This is a genomic window from Streptosporangium sp. NPDC050148 (genome assembly GCF_055586505.1).
Window position 1 is genome coordinate 181,455 of the sequence record NZ_JBVJIA010000001.1, and the last position, 18,349, is coordinate 199,803.

Genomic DNA, 18,349 nt, shown 5'->3' on the forward strand with positions numbered 1-18,349 from the left:
CTCTCGTCCTCTGGTTCAGGGACACCGTCACCTCGGGGCGGCCAGAAGGACCTCCCACGGGGGACAGGCGTTCCGCGGATGAAGCGGGCGAACGCGCCGGGCCGGCCGTCGCCGGGCCCGGGACGGCACGCGGCGCCGCCACCGCTCCCGGTAACCGTTAAAAGATCACGTCAAACCGGCCGGATGGAAAAGTCACGGCAGGGACGGGCCACGGCGGCACCGGCCCCGTCGGGACGGGGATCTCCACGACCCCGGGGAGGCCGGCCGGACCGGATCACGATTTGCACCACCCGGTGAAGGTCACCCGCTCCCGGTGAAAGCGCCGCCCCGGACAGGGCAGGATGGACCCATGAGGGAAACCCGACTCCCGTCCGCCGGCCTGCGAGACGCCATCGACCGCAGTGGCTACTATCCCGACCTGGTCACCGACGCGGTCGAGTCCGCGCTCGGCAAGGAGCAGGTGGACGCCTACGTCGTGCACCACGAGGCCACCTTCGACCCGGCCATGGAGGTGCGCAGGCACGTCACCGTTCTGGTGCTCTCACCCACCCGGCTGCTCGTCTGCCACACCGACGAGCACCCGCCCGTGGAGGGGGTGTCGGCGTCCCACGCCTCCACCACCACCGAGGCCGTACGCCTCAGCCGGATCCAGTCGGTCGCGGTCACCCGGGTCGTCCCCGACCCCGCCTCCTACGTGCCGGGCGTGCCGCCCACCGAGGTCACGCTGACCATCGGCTGGGGGGCCATCTCCCACGTCGACCTGGAGCCGGCGACCTGCGGCGACGACAACTGCGAGGCCGATCACGGATACACCGGCGCCATCACGGCCGACGACCTCTCCCTGCGGGTGAGCGAGGCGGCCGACGGACCAGAGGCCGTCTCCCACGTGCTGGCATTCGCCAAGGCACTGTCGGAGGCCACGGCCCGTACCGCCTCGTGAACCCGCTCATCCCGGCGTACGGGACGGCCTCGCTCGCGGACCTGTCCCGCTCGCTGCTCGCCGTGGTCGGGATGGACGACGACAACCCGCTGGAGCTCGCCCCGGCCGAGCGGGTCCTGCTCTTCCTGGTGGACGGCATGGGCGCCGAGCTGCTCCGCGCCCACCCGCAGGTCGCGCCGTTCCTGTCGTCCCGGACGGGCAGGACGATCACCGCGGGCTTTCCCTCCACGACCGTGACCAGCCTGAGCAGCCTCGGCACCGGCCTGTCGCCGGGCGAGCACGGCATGCTCGGCTGCCAGCTGGCCGTCCCCGGCACCGGTCACCTGTTCAACTGCCTGCGCTGGACCGCCCCGGGCCCCCCGATCGATCCCGGCGAGTGGCAGCCGGCCCCGACGGTCTACCAGCGCGCCGCCGCCGCGGGCGTCTCGGTCGGCTACGTCGGCCCGGCCAAGTTCGAGACCACCGGCCTGAACCGGGCGGTCTACCGCGGGGTCCGCTTCACCGGGGCCGACGAGGTCGACGAGCGGATCGCCGGGGTGCGCCGCGCGCTGGCCGAGCCCCGCGCCCACGTCACGGTCTACTACGGCGACCTCGACTCCACCGGCCACCTGACCGGCTGGGGCTCCGCGGAATGGCTCGACCAGCTCGCCCTGGTGGACCGGATGGCCGAGCGGCTGGCCGAGACGCTCCCGCCCGGCTCGGCGATGTACGTCACCGCCGACCACGGCATGGTCAACATCGACGAGCGGATCGACGTCGACGCCCTGCCCGCGCTGCGCGAGGGCGTCTCCCTGCTCGGCGGTGAGGCCAGGGCCCGCCACGTCTACACCGCTCCCGGCGCGTCCTCGGCGGTCCTGGACGCCTGGCGTGAGACCCTCGCCGGGAAGGCGTGGGTGGCCTCCCGGACCGAGGCGGTCGACTCGGGCTGGTTCGGCCCGAGGATCCGTCCCGAGTGGCTGCCCAGGATCGGCGACGTGCTGGCCGTCCCGTACACGGACTGCGCCATCGTCTCCACGGCGACCGAGCCGAAGGAGGCGTCCTTCGTCGGCTGCCACGGCTCGCTGACCCCCGCCGAACAGCACGTCCCCCTCCTGGAGGTGAGCACCCGATGAGCCCGCTGATCACCGCCGCGGAGCTGGCCGGCCTGTCCGGCGCGACCGTCCTCGACGTGCGCTGGAGGCTCGGCGGCGTGCCCGGTGCCGCCGGCGTCGACGACTACCGCGCCGGGCACGTTCCCGGCGCGGTCTTCTGCGACCTGGAGACCGACCTCGCCGGCCCGCCCGTGCTGGAGGCCGGGACGCCCGGGGGCCGCCACCCGCTGCCCTCGGCCGCCTCCTTCCAGGAGGCGATGCGGCGGCTCGGCGTGTCCGGCTCCCGTCCCGTCGTCGTCTACGACGAGGCCGACTCCACCGCCGCGGCCCGCGCCTGGTGGACGCTGCGCCACTTCGGCCACCCCGACGTCCGCGTCCTCGACGGCGGCCTGCGCGCCTGGGTCGCCGCGGGATCGCCGCTCTCCACCGAGGAGCCCGTCCCCGAGCCCGGCGACTTCGAGGCCCGGCCCGGAGGCATGCCGGTGCTCGACGCCGGCCAGGCCGCCCGGCTCGCCGCCGACGGGGTCCTGCTGGACGCCCGCGCCGCCGAACGGTACCGCGGCGAGGTCGAGCCGATCGACCCGGTCGCCGGGCACATCCCGGACGCGGTCAGCGCCCCCACCGCCGAGAACGTCGAGCCCTCGGGCCGCTTCCACCGGCCCGCCTTCCTGCGGGAACGGTTCAACACCCTGGGCGTCGTGCCCGGCGTGGAGGTGGGCGCCTACTGCGGCTCCGGCGTGACCGCGGCGCACCAGGTGCTGGCCCTGGAGGTGGCCGGCGTGCCGGCCGCGCTCTACGTCGGGTCGTGGTCGGACTGGGTGACCGACCCGGCGCGGCCGGTCGCCACCGGCTGATCCCCGTACCCGAAGCAGACGAAGCCCGCCACGCCCGACGTCGCGCTCGCGACGGCCAGCGCCCGCGCGGGCGGGTCGCCGGCGGCCAGCGCGGTGTGGAAGGCCGTCATCAGCGTCAGCGTCTCGGTGTCGCGGACCGGCACCAGGCTGGCGACCACGCACCGCGACCCCAGCGACAGGAACGTGCCGGCCAGCCCCAGCGGCGCCCCGTCGGCCGGTGCGTGGGCCATTCCCGCGTCGCAGGCCGACAGCACCACCAGGGCGGGCGGGGTGCGCAACCGCAACAGGTCGTACGCCATCAGCGGGCCGTCGTCGAGGTCGATGCTCGACAGCAGCGGCCCGCGGGGGGAGAACATCCCGTGCGCGGCCAGGTGCGCCACGTCCGCCCCCTCCAGCGCGGCCAGCACGTCCGCCCGGCGCGCCGCCACCCGTTCCGTCCCCGGGTGGCGGTCGCCGACCATGGCGGCCTCGGCCCCGGCGCACCGCAGGCCGGGACCGGCCACCGCCACGACCCGCCCCCGCCGCCCGTGCCCTCCGCCCGGCTCCCCGGGAGCTTCCCGTCCGTTTCCCGCGCCCGGCTCCCCGGGCCCTCTCCGCCTGTTTCGCGTGCCCGGCTCACCGCGTCCTTCCCGGCCGTCTCCCGTGCCCGGCTCCCCGCGTCCGGCGAGCCAGGCGGCGGCGCTGGCCGCCACGGTCACCGGCCGGCCGGCGTTCGACGGCAGCAGCGGCCAGGGCAGGGTGTGCAGGGTCCCGGTCGGGACGATCACCAGCGGCCGGTCGCCGAGCAGGTCGCGCAGCGGGCGCAGCAGCAGTCGCTCCAGCTCGGCCGCGTCCGCCCCCTCCGTACCGGGGAGCGCGGCCCGGCCGTCGCGCAGGTGCGTCCTGCGCAGCCCGTAGCGGAGGCGGACGGTGGCCTCGGCGACGGCCGCGAACGGCCCGAGGCGGCGCAGCGCCAGCCGGTCCCGGGTGACCGCGACGGCGACGAGCTCGCCCCGGTGGCGGACGAACTCCACCAGCGACGTCCGTCCCAGCCCCGCCCGCAGCGCGGACAGGCCGGGTGCGAGCGGCCGGCCGGAGCCGCCGGTGACCGCCCGCCACCGCTCGGCCCAGGCCAGGACCGCTCGGGCGTGACCGGTCCGCAGGGCCAGCTCCAGCCCGAACGCGGCCAGTGGCTCGCCCGCCCTGACCGCGTGCGCGCGCAGCATCGGGTCCTCCAGCGCCCTGGTGTCCGCCCCGACCTCGGCCAGACCGGCCAGCACCGCGGCGAACGCCCCCCGCCGGTCACCCGCCAGGGCGCGGCGCAGCGCCGTCGCCTGACGGGCGACCACCCCGCGGCCCGCGCGGGCCAGCGGCGCCAGCTGCTCCTCGGCGGCCGGCCGGTCGCCCAGCTTCAGCGAGACCTCCGCGGCGGTGAGCCTGAGCGCCGCCGAGGCGTCGTCGTGCCCCGCGGCGCCCAGGTCGTCCGCGCAGCCGAGCATCTCCCCGGGCAGGTCCGGGGAGGGCGGGCCCAGGGCGAGCCGGGCCCGCAGCGCGATCTCGGTGGCGAGCGGCACCAGGACCGTCCGGCCCTGCGCGGCCAGCTCGCGGGCGGCCGCCCCGGCGCTCTCGGCGGCCCCGCGCGGATCGCCGGTGCGCAGCTCGACCCTGGCGAGCAGCAGCCGGGCCTCCGCCAGGGCCACCCCGGCACCGGCCGCCGCCAGCTCGGGGACGGCCGCCTCCAGCAGCACCCGCGCCTCGCCGGGCAGGTGGGCGGCGACCAGCGCCTCGGCCAGGTCGCAGCGGACCGTCGCGAGCCGCTCCGGGTAGCCGAGCAGCACGGCCTCGGCGCGCCGGTAGGCGGTGAACGCGGCCGGCAGGTCGCCGCGCCGCGCGGCCAGGAACGGCAGGTTGCCCTCGGCCAGGGCGAGCAGGTGCTCCAGGCCCGCGTCCCGGGCCAGTTCCGCGCACCGGCTCAGGTCGGCCTCGGCGGCGGCGAACTCCCCGAGGAAGACGCGGGCGAGCCCGCGGTTCAGCATCGCGCCGGCCAGGAACCTGACGTCGCCGCCGAGGACGGTCACGGCCCGGTCGCAGTGGGCGACGGCCTCGCGGTAGCGGCCGAGCCGCGCCAGCGCCACCGCCCGGTGCACCCCGAGCTTGCCCAGCTCGGCACCGGTCAGGCCGGGCTCGGCGTCGGCGGCGACGGCCAGCGCCTGCTCCGGGTGGCCCAGTTCCGTGCGGACGTGGACCAGCGAGAGCCGGGCCTGGGCCGCCCGGTGCGCCAGCCCCGCCGCCAGGGCCACCCGTACGGCCCTGCACAGCCGTTCCTCGGCGAACGGCAGGTCACCCAGCTCGCGCGCGGCCACGGCGAGCGCCCGGTGCGCCACCGCCTCGGCCTCGCAGTGCGGGCAGCCCCTGCTCCGCCTTCCCGGCCCGTCCGGCCCGCTTGATCCGCTCGATCCATCCGATCCGCCCGCCTCGCCCGGGGCGGCCGTTCCCGGGCAGAGGTCCGGAAGCGAGGCGAGCACGGCATGGGCGAGGGCGAGCGCGCCGGCCGGGTCGCTGCCCGAGAGGTCGACCGCGCGCTCGGCCGCGGCGAGCGCATCACCGTCGGTCACGCGCTCGGCGGCGAGGGCCTCGTGATCGGCTGCGCTCCCCGTGCTCCCCGTGCTCCCGGTCGCGGCGAGCGTCTCGTCGGGGCCCACCTACGGGCGGATCCGGGTCCAGCTGGTGACCACCGGTGCGCGGCCCGGCAGGTGGCAGACCACGCTGAACCAGCCGGGCGGCAGGCCGGTGACCGCGAACCGGCCCGTCGGGGACGGCGTACGCGACTCGGTCAGGTGCAGCGTGCGGATCTCCACCAGCGCACCCTGTTCGGGGCAGGGGGAGATCTGGCCCGCCAGATCGACCAGGCCGTCCAGGGAGCCGACCTCCAGCTCCACCGTGAGCCCGGCCGCGGTGAACCTCAGCAGCCGCGGACGCTCGGCGGACCGCACCCCGCGCGGCGCGGGCGTGGCGGCCGGTCGGGCCGTGGCGGCGCCGGGCAGCCGCAGGCCGAAGGTCGCCCGGGCCGCGGCCGTCACCCGCTCGGGCACCGGGTCGCTGCCCGAGGCAAGGCGCAGGGCGGCTATCAGGGACTCGTCGTCGATCGGCGTGGGATGCCGCGTCACGGTGTCGCCTCCCGGGCGGTGAGCATGGTGCGCAGACGGTTCAGGCAGCGGCCCCGGGTGGGACCGTAGCTGCCGGTGGGCATGCCCAGGCGCCCGGCCAGCTGGTGGACGCCCGCGTCGGGGGCCGAGGCCATCAACCGGAACAGCGAGCGGCACGGCTCGTGCATCTCGTCGACGGCCTGCCACAGACGGCGGCCCTCGTCGGCGGTGAGCACGGCCAGCGCCGGGTCGGCGTGGGCGGTGCCGTCCGGCGCGGTGAGCGGGAGCCCGTCGTCCGGATGCTCGGCCACCGGCCGCTCGGCCCGGTGCCTGCGGCTCAGCAGGGACGCCTCGCGCTTGGCCGTGGTCAGCAGCCAGTACCCGAGGCGGTCCGGGGCACGGATGGTGTGCAGGCTCTCCAGCAACCTCAGCCAGGTGCCCTGGACCGCGTCGGCGGCGTCGGCCGGGCCCAGGTCGTAGGCGCGCACGGCCGACCAGAGAGGACCGCTGAATCGCGCGACCAGGGCGTCCCAGGCCTCCTGGCCGCCCGCCAGGACGTCGTCGGTCGCGTGCTGGTCCCTCACCGGCGTCTCCAGGGTCACGTAGAACACCGAGGGTGTTCGAGTGATGACTTTGGGTGAGACTTTAGCCGGGCATGGGCACGACCACACCGGAATCCGGAATCCGTCGGCACTCCGCGCCCTTCAGCAGGTGCGCGGCGGCCTGCCGGGGGGATCGTTCCACGGCCGCCGCGGCGATCGCCCCGCTCACCAGGGCGGTGGCGAAGGAGGTCCCGCTCCAGCGGGCGTAGCCGTCGAAGGGCGGGTGGTCCAGGAAGGCGCTGGACAGCCACTCTCCCGGGGCGCAGGCGTCCACCCAGGGGCCGTGGCCGGAGAACGGCGCCCTGGCCTGTCCGGTCGCGTCCAGCGCCGCGACGGCGATCACCCCGGGCGAGGCGGCCGGCCAGAAAGGGCGGTCGGAGGCGGTGTTGCCCGCGCACGCCACCGTGACCGTGCCGGCCGGGCCGCCGGCCAGGTCCTCCAGCGCGGCCTCCACCAGCGGGGAGGGGCCGTCGTCGAAGGTGTGCGTGCCGAAGGAGAGGTTGAGCACTCCGGGCGGGTCGGCCCTGAGCCGGCCCAGGACGTGCAGCAGCCCGGCCTCGTCCCCGACGCCGTGGCCGTCCAGCATCCGGATCGGCCGCAGGCGCGCCCCCGGGGCCGACCGCAGGATCAGCCCGGCGATGAAAGTGCCGTGCCCGGCCTGGGGGTCCGGCAGGCCGTCGCCGTCACCGTCGGTCACCTCGTCGCCCTCCCGCCCGCGTCGCAGGAACCACGGGCTCCGCTCCCACCAGGGGTGCTCGGTCAGGCCGGTGTCGGGCAGGGCCACGGTCACGGAGCCCGCCCCCGGCCCGTCCGGGGCGGGTCCGGGCGCCGGGAGGGCGGCGTGGGGAAAGGGGCGTGAGGCCGGTCCGCCGAAGTAGAGCGGCTGGCCCGTCACGATGTGGTTGGGGGAGGCCCGCACCCCTCGCGCCCGTACCGACGCCACCAGGTCGCAGACGTCCACGCCCCGGGAGAGCCGCACCCGGTAGACCCCGCCGGTCTCGGTGACGGCCTCGGCCCAGCGGGCGGTGGCCGCCAGGCCCGAGGCGTCGGTCAGCAGCTGGCCCTTCCTGATCAGAGCGGGCGAACCGGGGATGGGTTCGACCCGTTCGATGCCGGTATCCATCTGGTCCTCCGGAAACGATCGCCGAGTGGCGGGGTTCTCTTCATTCCCGGGAAAGTCACGGTCAAGTGCCCACGCCGCAACATCTCGGTATGACCCCCCTCTGGTGCGAGGTCGCGACCGACGGTAGTCTCTCCTTCAGTCACTTGTGATCATCCTGGAACGAGGCCGTTGGGGAAGGCGCACCTCGTACCGAAACGGGAGGTCCGGTGTCTGCTCGTGGCGTGCTGTACGTCCACTCGACTCAGCCTGCGCTGTGCCCGCATATCGAATGGGCGGTCGCAGGCGTTCTTGGCGTACCCGTAGACCTGACCTGGACTCCACAGCCCGCCGCGCCCGGCCACGTGCGCGCGCAGGCCGAGTGGGAGGCCCGTGTGGGGACCGCGGCGGCCATCACCTCGTCGCTGATGGGCTGGCAGCGCATACGTTTCGAGGTCACCGAGGACGCCTCACCGGGTGCCGACGGGTCCCGGCACGCCTACACCCCCTCGCTGGGAGCCTTCACGGCGGTGATCGGCGCCTCCGGGGACATCCTGATCCCCGAGGACCGGCTGCGCTCGGCCATGCTGATGGCCCGCCAGGGCCGGGTGGTGCTGGAGGAGGAGCTGGACCGCATGCTGGGCAAGCAGTGGGACGCCGAGCTGGAGTCCTTCCGGTACGCCGGGGAGGGCGCCCCGGTGCGCTGGCTGCACGCCGCCGTCTGACCGTCCCCCCTCGCTCCCACCGCGCCTGAAGGACCGGCGTTCGCCGAGAGACCGCCTCCCCGGCTCCGGACGGACCGTCCCTCGGCTTCGGCGGAAAACGAGCGAGCCCCCGCCGGTCAGGCCGGCGAGGGCTCGTCGAGCATTTGAATCGTCCCGGTCAATCCTGATCGATCCGGGGTCCGCCTGGTCCGGGCGGCTCAGAGGGGGATGTTGCCGTGGGCGCCCCGGGCGGGGGTCGCCTGGGCCAGCACCCTGGCGATGGCGCCGCGGGTCCGGTCGGGGGTGATGACCTCGTCGATCACCCCGAGCTCCAGTGCCCGCTTCAGGCCCCCGGCCTGGATCTCGTGCTCCTCGGCGAGCCTGGTCTCCAGGTCGGCGCGCTCGTGTTGGGGGGCGGCGGCCAGCTCGCGGCGCTTGAGGACGCGCACGGCGGCGACCGCGCCCATCACCGCGATCTGGGTCGTCGGCCAGCCGAACACCCTGGTCGCGCCCAGCGACCGGGAGTTCATCGCGATGTAGGCGCCGCCGTAGGCCTTCCGGGTCACCAGCGTGATCCTGGGCACCGACGCCTCGGCGAAGGCGTGCAGCAGCTTGGCGCCGCGCCGTACCACGCCGTCGTGCTCCTGCCCGACGCCCGGCAGGTAGCCGGGCACGTCCACCAGGACGACCAGCGGCACCCCGAAGGCATCGCACATCCGGACGAACCGTGCGGCCTTCTCCGCCGAGGTGGAGTCGAGGCAGCCGCCCAGCCGCAGCGGGTTGTTGGCCACCACGCCCACCGTCCGGCCTCCCAGCCAGCCCAGCGTGGTGACGACGTTGGGCGCCCACCGGGCGTGCAGTTCCACACCAGGCTCGTCGAGCAGGCCCGTCACCAGCGGCTTCACGTCGTAGGCGCGGCGCACGTTCTCCGGCAGCAGCCCCGAGAAGTCGACCTCCTCGACCTCGTCCCGCACCCGGCCCTGGTGGCCCAGCAGCACCGCCAGGCGCCGGGCCTGCAGGTAGGCGTCGGCCTCGGTCTTGGTGACCACGTGCACGACGCCGCTGCGCCTGCCGTGCGGCTCGGGCCCGCCCAGGGCTGCCATGTCGATCTGCTCGCCGGTGACGCTGCGGACCACGTCGGGGCCGGTGACGAAGATACGGCCCTCGTCGGCCAGGATCACGATGTCGGTCAGCGCGGGCCCGTACGCGGCCCCACCGGCGGCCGGGCCGACGACCACCGACAGCTGCGGGACCACGCCGGAGGCGCGGGTCATCGCGGCGAAGACGCGGCCGACCGCGTGCAGCGACTCGACGCCCTCGGCCAGGCGGGCGCCACCGGAGTGCCACACGCCGATGATCGGGACCCGCTCGCGGACCGCGACGTCGTAGGCGTGCACGATGTGCTCGCACCCCTCGCTGCCCATCGCGCCGCCCTGGACGCGGGGGTCGCTGACGAACGCGACGACCGGCACCCCCTCGACCCGGCCCGTCGCGGCCAGCATGCCGCTCCGGTCGACCGGCGAGATCAACCGCACCGACCCCTCGTCGAGCAGGGCCGACAGGCGCACCTGGGGATCGCGGGGATCGGCGGGCCGCTCGGCGTCCTCGCCCACCACCCCGTCGTCGAGCACGGTCATCACTTACCTCCAGCATGGAGATCCCGGACGTCGGTCCTGGGCGGGAAACGCGGCGCGCCGCCGCACGATGGTGGTGAGGTTCCGGCCGGAGCCGGGCCACCGGGCCCCGCGCCGGGCCGGGCCGGTGGCACGCGAGGCCCGTGCGGGCCGTGCAGACCGACCGCGAGGCCCGTCAGGCCCGGGGGCCCGTGCAGACCCTGAGGCCGTGCAGACCGTTGAGGCCGTGCAGGTCCGGGACCCGTGCAGACCCTGAGCCCGTGCCGGGGCCGCCTTCCCGCCCCTGCCGCCGTGACCGCGGCGAGGGCCCCGGGCGAGGGTTCCGGGCGGGAGCCGGGCGGTGGGATCCGGCCCCTGAGGGCCGGGACCGCCCGGCTCGCGCCGCGGAGGAGGAGAGGTCGGAGCTCCCCGTCAGACGCTGGTGAAGGCCACGGCGACGTCGTGCCCGCCGAACCCGAAGGAGTTGTTGATCGCGGCGATCTGGCCGCCGGGCAGGGCGCGCGGCTCGCCGCGCACGATGTCGACCTCGACGCCGTCGTCCAGGTCGTCCAGGTTGATCGTTCCAGGCGCGCGCCGCTCGTGCAGCGCGAGGACGGTGAAGACGGACTCGATGCCGCCGGCACCGCCGAGCAGGTGCCCGGTCATCGACTTGGTGCCGCTGACCAGGGGGTGGCCCCCGATGACCTCCTTGATCGCGACCGTCTCCACCACGTCGCCCGCGGGGGTGGAGGTGGCGTGCGCGTTCACGTGCTTGATGTCGGCCCCGGTGAGACCGGAGTTCTCCAGGGCGCGGCGCATGGCCAGCATGACCCCGGCGCCGCTCGGCTCGGGCTGCGCGATGTGGTGGGCGTCGGCCGAGTACCCGACCCCGGCGGCGACCGCGTAGATCGTGGCGCCGCGGGCGCGGGCGTGCTCCTCGGACTCCAGCACGACGATGCCGGCCCCCTCGCCCAGGACGAAGCCGTCACGGCCCTTGTCCCACGGACGGGAGGCGCGCTCGGGCTCGTCGTTGCGGGTGGACATGGCGCGCATGGCCGCGAAGGAGCCGATGTTCAGCGGGTGGATGGCCGCCTCGGTGCCGCCGGCCACGACCACGTCGGCCCGGCCCGAGCGGATCATCTCGATGGCGTACCCGATCGACTCGGCGCCGGTGGCGCAGGCGCTGACGGTGGCGTGGACGCCGGCGCGGGCGCCGACCTCGATGCCGATCCAGCCCGCCGCGCCGTTCGGCATCAGCATGGGCACGGTGTACGGCGAGAGCCGCTGCCAGCCCTTCTCCTTGAAGACGTCGTAGGCGGCGAGGATCGTGGTGATGCCCCCGATGCCGCTGCCCACGACGACGCCGAGCCGCTCGGGGTCGACCTTCTCGATCGCGGCGTGTGTCCAGGCCTCGCGGGCCGCGACCAGCGCGAACTGCTCGGCCCGGTCCAGCCGCCGCGACTCGGGCCGGGGCAGCACCTCGGTCGGGTCGACGGCCGCGAAGGCGGCGAACTTCACCGGGACGGAGTCGACCCAGTCCTCGGTGACGGTGCGAACCCCGGACCGACCGGCGAGGAGCGCCGACCAGGTCGAGGCGACGTCTCCACCGAGGGGCGTGGTCGCGCCGAGCCCGGTGACGACGACACGTACCTGGTCTGTACTCACGGTCTGCGCTCCTTGTGTATCGCTGGTCTGAGAGGAATGCCGGAACGTCTCAGTTCTGGATGAAGTTGATGACGTCCTTGACGGTCTTGAGGTGCTTGAGCTGGTCGTCGGGGATCTCGACGCCGAACTCGTCCTGGGCGGCGACGGCGATCTCCACCATGGAGAGCGAGTCGATGTCGAGGTCGTCGACGAAGCTCTTCTCCGGGGTGACCTCGGTGGCCGGGATCCCGGTGATCTCGTTTACGATCTTGCCGATGCCGGCGAGGATCTCCTGCTCGGTGAGAGCCATGTCTGGTGTTCTCCTTGGTTCGTCGTCTTCTGGTTTCCCGTACGGCGGAGCCGTGCGGAAGCTCTAGGGGATCTCGATGATCTGGCCCGCGTAGGTCAGGCCCGCGCCGAAGCCCAGCAGCAGGGCGAGGCCGCCCGAGGGGACCTCGCCGCGCTCGATCATCCTGGACAGGGCCAGCGGGATCGAGGCGGCCGAGGTGTTCCCGGCCAGCACGATGTCCTTGGCGATGACGGCGTTGTCGGCGCCGAGCTTGCGGGCGATGGTCTCGATGATGCGCAGGTTGGCCTGGTGCGGCACGAACGCGGCCAGGTCGGCCGGGTCGACCCCGGCGCGGTCGCAGATCTCCCTGGCCACCGGGTGCAGCGCGGTGGTCGCCCAGCGGAACACGGTCTGGCCCTCCTGGTGCAGGAAGGAGTCCCGGTCCTTGATGATGATCGCGTCGTACTTGTCGCCGGCGCTGCCCCAGACCACCGGGCCGATCCCCGGGGTGTCGGAGGGGCCGACGACCGCCGCGCCCGCGCCGTCGGCGAAGATCACCGCGGTGGCCCGGTCGGTCCAGTCGATCCACTGGGAGAGCTTCTCGGTGCCGACCACGAGCACGTGGGTGGCCGAGCCCGCGCGGATCGCGTCGTTGGCGACCGCGAGGGCGTAGCAGAAGCCCGAGCAGGCGGTGTTGACGTCGAACGCGCCGGGGGAGTCGATGCCCAGCCGGGTGGCGACCCGGCCGGCGGCGTTGGGGATCTGCGTCTCCAGGGTGCAGGTGGCGACGATCACCAGGTCGATGTCGTCCGCCGACAGGCCGCTGTTGGCCAGGGCCTTGCCTCCGGCCTGCACGGCCAGGTCGATCTCGGACTCCCCGTCCGGGGCGATCCGGCGCTCCTTGATGCCGACCCGGCTCTGGATCCAGGCGTCGTCGGTCGCCATGGTGGCCGACAGGTCGTCGTTGGTGACCACCTGGGAGGGCTGATAGTGACCGAACGCCAGGATCCTCGCGCCCGGCACGCTCTGGGAGATCTTCATGCGTCGATCACCGCTCCTCATTCGATCCCAGGGCGGCTCGCGCGGCCTCCAGATCGTCGGGGGTCTTCAGGGCGACGGCCGTCACCCCGCGCAGAGCACGCTTGGCCAGTCCGGTCAGCGTGCCGCCGGGGACGAGTTCGATCATGGTGGTGACGCCGCGGCCGGCCATGCCCGCCATGCAGGCGTCCCAGCGCACCGGGCTGGCGACCTGGGCGACCAGGCGCTGCAGGAACTCGGCGCCGCTGGAGACCGCCTCGCCGTCGCGGTTGGACAGCAGCGTCACGGCCGGGTCGGCGGGGACCAGGTCGGCGGCGGCCTCGCGCAGCCGGTCGACCGCGGAGGCCATGTGCTCGGTGTGGAAGGCCCCGGCGACCGCGAGCGGGATGACCCGGGCACGGGCGGGCGGCCCGGCCTTGAACGCGGCCAGCTGCTCCAGCGTGCCCCCGGCCACGATCTGCCCGGCGCCGTTGACGTTGGCGGCGGTGAGCCCTGCCGCGGCGATGGCCGCGAGCACCTCCTCCTCGACCCCGCCCAGCACGGCGGACATGCCGGTCTCGGTGACGGACGCGGCCTTGGCCATGGCCCGGCCGCGCTCGCGCACCAGGACGAGGGCCTGCTCGGGGGTGAGCACCCCGGCCAGCGCGGCGGCGGTGAACTCGCCCACGCTGTGCCCGGCGACGATGTCGGGCGAGGCGCCGAGGACCTCGGCGACGGCCAGCCCGGCGGCCACGAGGAGTGGCTGGGCGACGGCGGTGTCACGGATCTCGTCCGCGTCCGCGGTGGTCCCGTAGGCGATGAGGTCAAGGCCGATCAGATCGGACCAGGCGGTCAGCCGGTCGGCCAGACCCGGGAGTTCGAGCCATGGACCGAGGAATCCTGGGGTCTGGGCGCCTTGGCCCGGAGCGACGATGACGAGCACGAAATCCAGCCTGCCCTGTAGGAGTCCACTACCCGGATGGGGATCCGGACGAAGTTTGTCCCTACATTTTTGTAGGGGATCTACAACGGGACTTTCTTAAAGATTAACTACACACCACTAGATCACGGTCGTTTCGGACAGCCGTCCAAGGATCAGCCCGACCTGGAGGGTGAAGGCGGAGCGACCCTCGGTCGGCTGGTACCCGGTCAATTCAGTGATCTTACGCAGACGGTAGCGCACCGTGTTCGGATGGACGAACAGCAGCCGGGCCGTCGCCTCCAGGGACGTGCCCTGCTCCAGGTAGGTGGCCAGGGTGTCCAGCAGCGGCGTGCCGATCAGCGGCAGGTAGACGTTCTCGATCAGCTGCGCCCTGGCGTCGCCGTCGCCGTCGATGGCCCGCTCGGCCAGCAGGTCCTCGGCGTGCACCGGCCGGGGGGCGTCCGGCCACCCGGCCGCGGCCCGCAGCCCGGCCATCGCGGCCCGCGCCGACCTGGCGGCCGAGTGCAGGTCGGCCACCTCGGGGCCGATCACGATCGGGCCGGGGCCGAAGCGCGGCACCACGTGCCTGGCCGCCGCGGCGACGCTGTCCGCCCCGCCGACGATCACGATCAGCCGGTCGCCCTGCACGCCGGCCAGCATGTCCAGCCCCGACCTGCGGCCCCGCTCGCGCAGCGCGTCGATCACCGCCTGCGGGTCGTCGCCGGGCGTCTGGCCCGCCAGCACCACGACGGGCGCGGAGGTCCAGCCGAGCGCCGCGGCCCAGGAGTGCAGGCCGTCGTCGACCTCCCCCCTGACCAGGGCGTCCACGATCAGGGCCTCCAGCCGGGCGTCCCAGGCCCCCCGCGCCTCGGCCTCCCTGGCGTACACCTGCGCGGCGGCGAACGCGACGTCGCGGGTGTAGCGGAGCATCGCCTGCTGGAGCTGGTCCTCCCCGCCGGGCGCGGCCAGCTCCCCGGACTGCGCCTCGACCACCTCGACCACGATCCGCACGATGTCGACGGTCTGCTGCAGCGAGATGGACCGCTTCAGCTCCCGGGGCGCGGTGCCGAAGAACTCGATGCTGGGGGTGGGGCGGCCCTCGCCGGCGTGCTGGAACCACTCCACGAACGCGGCGATCCCGGCCTGGGCGACCAGCCCGACCCAGGAGCGGTCCTCGGCCGACAGGGCGCGGAACCACATGAGCCGGTCGTCCATCCGGGACATGGCGGCCGTGCCCAGCGTGCCCATGGCCCGCTCCAGCCGCCGCGTGGTGTCCTGCCGGACCCGGTCGGACTCGGGATCCCTCCCGCTCTCCGCGGCCGCGGCGTCACCGTGTCCCGCCGCCCGCCGTGCCATCCGCTCCGCCGCCTGCCTGCTCCGCTCCCTCACGTCACCAAGGGTGCCAGGTCGAGCGGGATGCGTCGGCCGTGGTCCCGGACAACGCGCGGCCCTCCCCGTTGTAGGCCGCTGCGCCGTCCCGCTCCCCGGAGGCCGGCCGCCGCCCCCGCGCGCGGCGGGAACGGCGCGGGCCGGGCCCGGGGCGCCGGGCTCAGACGACCGCGACGGCGGTGATCAGCCCGATGGCCAGGTGGGTGACCGCCAGCAGGCGGGCGCCGGGCTGCAGCTCCGGCTCGGAGACCAGCTGCCGTACGGAGATGCCCACGACCTTGTCGAAGACGATCATCCCGATCGTCTGCATCGCGATGCCGAGCAGGCCGAAGACCGCGGTGGCGAGCAGGCCCTCGTGCAGGGCCCCGCCGGAGGACCAGATGGAGGCCGCCACGATCAGGCCCACCGCGGCCAGCCCCGAGCTGGTGAGCAGGGTGGCGTTGGGGTTGCGGGCCTCCTTGATCAGGTGGCTGAGCTTGCCCGGGATGGCCAGGTCGATCACGTAGAAACCGATGATCAGCAGGATCACCCCCAGGACGGCGTAGGCGGCGATCGCGAGCGCGCCGCGCCCGAGGTTCTCCAGGAGCGAGAACGTCTCGCCGCCCGCGGGGGACGGGGACGTCAGGACCAGCGCGACAGTGGGACTCATGTGTCGTTATCTCTTTTCGGAACTCAGAGCTCGATGCGGTGCGGGACGAATGACGACGTGTCGTCGGTGATGAATCCCGAGGTCTCGCGGATGCCGAGACCTGCGGCCTCATCATGGACGACCCAGGCGCCGAGTACCGGACGCCACCCGTCGAAGACGGGAAGCGCCTGGAACTCCTGGTGGACGTGACCCTCGGCGCCGTAGCCGCCCCGGGTCTCCAGGTGCTCGGCGGGGGTGACGATCCGCATGTTCGCGCCCTCCCGGCCCAGCAACGGCTTGGAGATGTACGAGGACATGCCGCGGGGACCGTCGAGGTAGGCGGGCAGCAGGTTCGGGTGCCCCGGGTACAGCTCCCAGAGCACCGCGAGCAGCGCCTTGTTCGACAGAAGCATCTTCCACAGCGGCTCGATCCAGGTCATCGAGACCTGCTGGCGCACCGCCTGCATGCCGAACGGGTCGGCGATCGCCCACTCCCACGGGTACAGCTTGCACAGGGTGCGGATCACCCTGCGCTCCATGTCGACGAAGCGCAGGTTGAGGCCGTCCCAGCCGATGTCCTCCATGGCGACCGCGACGGTGGCCAGCCCGGCCTGGTCGGCGGTCTCCTGGAGGTAGGCCAGCGTCATCGCCTCCTCGCCCGAGGTGTCCATGTTGGTCCAGGCGAAGTGCGCGGGCCCGGTGGGCAGGCCGGCCGCGATCTGCTGCCACCGGGCGATGAGACGCTCGTGGACGGAGTTCCACTGGTCGTCGTCGGGGTAGCGGTCGCGCAGCCAGAACCACTGCACGACCGAGCTCTCCAGCAGGCTGGTGGGGGTGTCGGCGTTGTACTCCAGCAGTTTGGCCGGGCCGGTCCCGTCGTAGCGCAGGTCGAACCGGCCGAACAGGTGCGGGTCGTTGCGCTCCCAGGAGGCCGCGATCTCCGGCCCCACCCACTCCGGGAGCGCGAAGTCGGCGTAGCGGCCCTTGGCGACGACGTGCTCCACGGCGTGCAGGCACATCCGGTGCAGTTCCTCGACCTGGTTCTCCAGGTCCAGGACCTCGTCCATGGAGAAGACGTACTGGACGGACTCGTCCCAGTAGGGACGGTCCAGGCCCTCGGGGTGGGCCGAGCGATGGTAGGCCAGGCCCTGGCTCTCGATGATGCTCTCCCAGCCGTCGCGGGGGAGCGAGGTCTCGCGTCTCATCTGCCGCTCACCGCGCGGACTCAGCTCCCGCCCGAGCTACGGCCGCCGAAGCCGCCGCGCTGGATCACGGTGCCCTTGGGGGAGGTGATCCTGACGTCCGCCGGGCGGACGGTGGTGCCCTGCCGGATGCGCACGCCGCTCCTGACGCCGCCGTAGTACCAGCCGTAGGCGCCCCGCGACCCGTAGTAGGTGCGGTCGTCGTCGCAGTAGTCCTCGTCCACGACCGCGTACGTGCCGTCGGGCAGGCGGCTGTTCATGTCGACGCACTCGGCGCCGACCTCCTCGTAGTCGTTCTGCGCCGAGCAGTAGCCGATCAGCAGCAGTGAGACGACGCCGATCCCGGTCAGGGTGACCACCTTGGAGGCCATGCCCTTGGAGGACTTGGCGGGTGGTCTGGGCGGAGGATTGCCTCCTGCCGCCAAGGGGTGTTTCGGTGGTCCGGACATCGAGCTCCAATGAGATGTGTCGCCATAGGCTACCGATGGTGTTTTGTCTGTTCAACAGCGCTATCCATCTTTGATGGTACGTATCCCCTGTGACGGCGCGCGGCACGGCGGTCGCGCGTCGTGCGGGCCCTCCTCCGTGACGGCACGGGACACGGGTGGCCGCGCGTCGTGCGGTCCCGGCCGCGTGCCGCGCGGCGGGCGGCCCGGTCAGGCGCGGCGGGCGGGGCCGGGCCGGTCCCCGAGGGCGAGGAGCACCTCGCGCAGCAGGTCGGCCAGGGCCCGCGCGGTCTCGTCCGGAACCCCGGCCAGCAGGTCGGCGTGCGCCTCGCCGGTGGCCAGGGCCAGCTCCTCGGCGCGTCGTACCCCCTGGGACGTCAGCCGCACCCACGAGCTCCGGCCGTCGTCGGGGTCGGGCTCGCGCTCGACCAGCCCGGCCGCGGTGAGCCGCTGCAGGATGTTGCTCGTCCCCCCGGTGGTGAGGGAGGAGCGCGAGGCGAGCCTGCTGGGCTTCAGCCGGTAGGGTGCCCCGGCCCGGCGCAGCGTGGCCAGCACGTCGAACTCGGCGTACGTCAGGCCGTACCCGCCGAGCACGGCCTGGGTGACCTCCTCGACCAGGGACTTCAGCCGGCCGGCGCGCTTGACGATCTCCAGCTGCACGGTGGCGGCCTCGGGCAGCTCCGCCCGCCAGCCGTCCATCATCTCGTCGACGCGGTCACGCCGCGCCGCCTCCCGTGCGCCCATGGGGTTGAGGGTACCTCCTCGTGCTGATAGCTTTCCAAAA

At 74.1% G+C, this 18,349-nt stretch carries 18 protein-coding genes; 4 read left to right on the forward strand and 14 right to left on the reverse strand.

The genetic code is table 11. The annotated features are described in order from the left end of the window. Nucleotides 1-349: 349 nt before the first annotated feature. The 3 genes from ACZ6RT_RS00755 to ACZ6RT_RS00765 are packed head-to-tail and all read left to right on the forward strand — an operon-like array spanning nt 350 to nt 2,885. Complete coding sequence (locus tag ACZ6RT_RS00755) at nt 350-940, forward strand: DUF5998 family protein (RefSeq protein ID WP_344896154.1); 591 nt, start codon at nt 350-352, stop codon at nt 938-940. After that, nucleotides 937-2,052, forward strand: a complete 1,116-nt coding sequence (locus ACZ6RT_RS00760) for an alkaline phosphatase family protein (RefSeq protein ID WP_470151621.1) — start codon at nt 937-939, stop codon at nt 2,050-2,052. The genes ACZ6RT_RS00755 and ACZ6RT_RS00760 overlap by 4 nt, the downstream gene beginning before the upstream one ends. Beyond that, the gene (locus tag ACZ6RT_RS00765) at nt 2,049-2,885 is read left to right on the forward strand and encodes a sulfurtransferase (RefSeq protein WP_470151623.1); all 837 of its coding nucleotides are present in this window, start codon (nt 2,049-2,051) and stop codon (nt 2,883-2,885) included. The genes ACZ6RT_RS00760 and ACZ6RT_RS00765 overlap by 4 nt, the downstream gene beginning before the upstream one ends. Here ACZ6RT_RS00765 and ACZ6RT_RS00770 read toward each other — a convergent pair. From ACZ6RT_RS00770 to ACZ6RT_RS00785, 4 genes are read right to left on the reverse strand one after another with little or no spacing between them, the layout of a single operon-like run. After that, nucleotides 2,825-5,566, reverse strand: coding sequence for a CHAT domain-containing protein (locus tag ACZ6RT_RS00770; RefSeq protein WP_470151625.1), 2,742 nt, complete (start codon nt 5,564-5,566; stop codon nt 2,825-2,827). The two genes, ACZ6RT_RS00765 and ACZ6RT_RS00770, sit on opposite strands and share 61 nt — an antisense overlap. Beyond that, nucleotides 5,567-6,031, reverse strand: a complete 465-nt coding sequence (locus tag ACZ6RT_RS00775; RefSeq protein ID WP_470151627.1) for a hypothetical protein — start codon at nt 6,029-6,031, stop codon at nt 5,567-5,569. It abuts the gene before it with no gap. After that, nucleotides 6,028-6,621, reverse strand: coding sequence for an RNA polymerase sigma factor (locus ACZ6RT_RS00780; protein ID WP_470151629.1), 594 nt, complete (start codon nt 6,619-6,621; stop codon nt 6,028-6,030). Before ACZ6RT_RS00780 ends, ACZ6RT_RS00775 begins: the two co-directional genes overlap by 4 nt. Nucleotides 6,622-6,655: 34 nt before the next feature. Then, nucleotides 6,656-7,735 carry a S8 family peptidase gene (locus ACZ6RT_RS00785; protein ID WP_470151631.1) on the reverse strand — a complete coding sequence of 360 codons (1,080 nt, stop codon included), beginning with the start codon at nt 7,733-7,735 and terminating at the stop codon, nt 6,656-6,658. A gap of 206 nt (nt 7,736-7,941) precedes the next feature. Here ACZ6RT_RS00785 and ACZ6RT_RS00790 point away from each other — a divergent pair, with 206 nt between their 5' ends. After that, nucleotides 7,942-8,436, forward strand: a complete 495-nt coding sequence (locus ACZ6RT_RS00790) for a DUF3145 domain-containing protein (protein WP_344896133.1) — start codon at nt 7,942-7,944, stop codon at nt 8,434-8,436. A 197-nt stretch (nt 8,437-8,633) separates the two neighbouring features. On the opposite strand, the gene ACZ6RT_RS00795 is transcribed toward ACZ6RT_RS00790, so the two are convergent. The 10 genes from ACZ6RT_RS00795 to ACZ6RT_RS00840 all read right to left on the reverse strand — a co-directional run bounded on the left by ACZ6RT_RS00795 (nt 8,634) and on the right by ACZ6RT_RS00840 (nt 18,309). Further along, a complete protein-coding gene (locus ACZ6RT_RS00795) occupies nt 8,634-10,052 on the reverse strand; it encodes an acyl-CoA carboxylase subunit beta (RefSeq protein ID WP_470151633.1) in 1,419 nt (472 codons plus the stop codon). Between the two features lie 408 nt (nt 10,053-10,460). Further along, the gene (gene fabF / locus ACZ6RT_RS00800; RefSeq protein ID WP_470151635.1) at nt 10,461-11,693 is read right to left on the reverse strand and encodes a beta-ketoacyl-ACP synthase II; all 1,233 of its coding nucleotides are present in this window, start codon (nt 11,691-11,693) and stop codon (nt 10,461-10,463) included. A 49-nt stretch (nt 11,694-11,742) separates the two neighbouring features. Then, the gene (locus ACZ6RT_RS00805) at nt 11,743-11,982 is read right to left on the reverse strand and encodes an acyl carrier protein (RefSeq protein ID WP_344896124.1); all 240 of its coding nucleotides are present in this window, start codon (nt 11,980-11,982) and stop codon (nt 11,743-11,745) included. A 63-nt stretch (nt 11,983-12,045) separates the two neighbouring features. Further along, a complete protein-coding gene (locus ACZ6RT_RS00810) occupies nt 12,046-13,002 on the reverse strand; it encodes a beta-ketoacyl-ACP synthase III (protein WP_344896121.1) in 957 nt (318 codons plus the stop codon). Nucleotides 13,003-13,009: 7 nt separating this feature from the next. Then, a complete protein-coding gene (locus ACZ6RT_RS00815) occupies nt 13,010-13,921 on the reverse strand; it encodes an ACP S-malonyltransferase (protein WP_399186996.1) in 912 nt (303 codons plus the stop codon). Between the two features lie 117 nt (nt 13,922-14,038). Continuing rightward, nucleotides 14,039-15,256 (reverse strand): PucR family transcriptional regulator, encoded by a 1,218-nt coding sequence (locus ACZ6RT_RS00820; protein ID WP_399187168.1) that lies wholly within the window; start codon nt 15,254-15,256, stop codon nt 14,039-14,041. A gap of 193 nt (nt 15,257-15,449) precedes the next feature. Next, on the reverse strand, nt 15,450-15,938 hold the full coding sequence (locus ACZ6RT_RS00825; protein ID WP_399186995.1) for a DUF350 domain-containing protein: 489 nt from the start codon (nt 15,936-15,938) through the stop codon (nt 15,450-15,452). 23 nt (nt 15,939-15,961) lie between these two features. Then, nucleotides 15,962-17,122: a glutathionylspermidine synthase family protein gene (locus ACZ6RT_RS00830; protein WP_344896112.1), complete on the reverse strand. Its 1,161-nt coding sequence runs from the start codon at nt 17,120-17,122 to the stop codon at nt 15,962-15,964. 20 nt (nt 17,123-17,142) lie between these two features. Then, nucleotides 17,143-17,490, reverse strand: coding sequence for a hypothetical protein (locus tag ACZ6RT_RS00835; protein ID WP_399186993.1), 348 nt, complete (start codon nt 17,488-17,490; stop codon nt 17,143-17,145). A gap of 285 nt (nt 17,491-17,775) precedes the next feature. Then, nucleotides 17,776-18,309 (reverse strand): MarR family winged helix-turn-helix transcriptional regulator, encoded by a 534-nt coding sequence (locus tag ACZ6RT_RS00840; RefSeq protein WP_399186992.1) that lies wholly within the window; start codon nt 18,307-18,309, stop codon nt 17,776-17,778. Between the last annotated feature and the right edge of the window lie 40 nt (nt 18,310-18,349).

Excerpts from the sequence above, each read along its gene's own strand:
- ACZ6RT_RS00755 (WP_344896154.1), top strand. The coding sequence starts at position 350 with ATGAGGGAAACCCGACTCCCGTCCGCCGGCCTGCGAGACGCCATCGAC.
- ACZ6RT_RS00765 (WP_470151623.1), top strand. The coding sequence starts at position 2,049 with ATGAGCCCGCTGATCACCGCCGCGGAGCTGGCCGGCCTGTCCGGCGCG.
- ACZ6RT_RS00785 (WP_470151631.1), bottom strand. The coding sequence starts at position 7,735 with ATGGATACCGGCATCGAACGGGTCGAACCCATCCCCGGTTCGCCCGCT.
- ACZ6RT_RS00795 (WP_470151633.1), bottom strand. The coding sequence starts at position 10,052 with ATGACCGTGCTCGACGACGGGGTGGTGGGCGAGGACGCCGAGCGGCCC.
- ACZ6RT_RS00805 (WP_344896124.1), bottom strand. The coding sequence starts at position 11,982 with ATGGCTCTCACCGAGCAGGAGATCCTCGCCGGCATCGGCAAGATCGTA.
- ACZ6RT_RS00810 (WP_344896121.1), bottom strand. The coding sequence starts at position 13,002 with ATGAAGATCTCCCAGAGCGTGCCGGGCGCGAGGATCCTGGCGTTCGGT.
- ACZ6RT_RS00820 (WP_399187168.1), bottom strand. The coding sequence starts at position 15,256 with ATGGCACGGCGGGCGGCGGGACACGGTGACGCCGCGGCCGCGGAGAGC.
- ACZ6RT_RS00825 (WP_399186995.1), bottom strand. The coding sequence starts at position 15,938 with ATGAGTCCCACTGTCGCGCTGGTCCTGACGTCCCCGTCCCCCGCGGGC.
- ACZ6RT_RS00830 (WP_344896112.1), bottom strand. The coding sequence starts at position 17,122 with ATGAGACGCGAGACCTCGCTCCCCCGCGACGGCTGGGAGAGCATCATC.
- ACZ6RT_RS00835 (WP_399186993.1), bottom strand. The coding sequence starts at position 17,490 with ATGGCCTCCAAGGTGGTCACCCTGACCGGGATCGGCGTCGTCTCACTG.
- ACZ6RT_RS00840 (WP_399186992.1), bottom strand. The coding sequence starts at position 18,309 with ATGGGCGCACGGGAGGCGGCGCGGCGTGACCGCGTCGACGAGATGATG.